This is a genomic window from Mesorhizobium carmichaelinearum, assembly GCF_900199455.1.
GTDB classification, from domain to species: domain Bacteria; phylum Pseudomonadota; class Alphaproteobacteria; order Rhizobiales; family Rhizobiaceae; genus Mesorhizobium; species Mesorhizobium carmichaelinearum.
In genome coordinates this window covers 1-433 of the sequence record NZ_FZQR01000163.1, presented here as the reverse complement: position 1 = coordinate 433, position 433 = coordinate 1, and the positions used below count along the sequence as shown (strand labels likewise).

Annotated in this window: 1 protein-coding gene; it reads right to left on the bottom strand. The window is 38.1% G+C overall.

Annotation, left to right across the window (positions count from 1 at the left end; genetic code table 11):
• Positions 1 to 433, bottom strand: a 433-nt coding sequence (locus CKW40_RS46265) for an ABC transporter ATP-binding protein (RefSeq protein ID WP_143748545.1), incomplete at both ends; no start/stop codon positions are given.

Sequence of the window (433 nt, the reverse complement as noted above, 5' to 3'; positions counted from 1 at the left end):
CATCTTTGATACGACGAATTAACTCAGTCAATTCGGCTGTTTCCTGTGGGTTCATACCTGCTGCTGGTTCATCTAAGAAGAGAATTTTAGGTTCCGTAGCAAGGGCACGAACAATTTCCAAACGACGTTGTTGTCCGTAGGAAAGATGTTTAGCAAGAGTCTCTGCATCACCATCTAAATCAAAGATTTTCAACAATTCCAAAGCTTTAGCCTTTAATTCTTTTTCACTCTTGTAAAAAGCTGGTAAGCGTAAGAAACTAGTAAAAACATGCTGTTTGTGATGGTTTCCAAAAGCAATCAAAACATTGTCTAAAACTGTTAAATCTTTAAAAAGACGGATATTTTGGAAAGTACGTCCAAGTCCCAAAGAGGCAATCTTATAAGGTGATTTCCCATTCAAAAGGTGACCATCTAGGGTTACTGTTCCCTCACT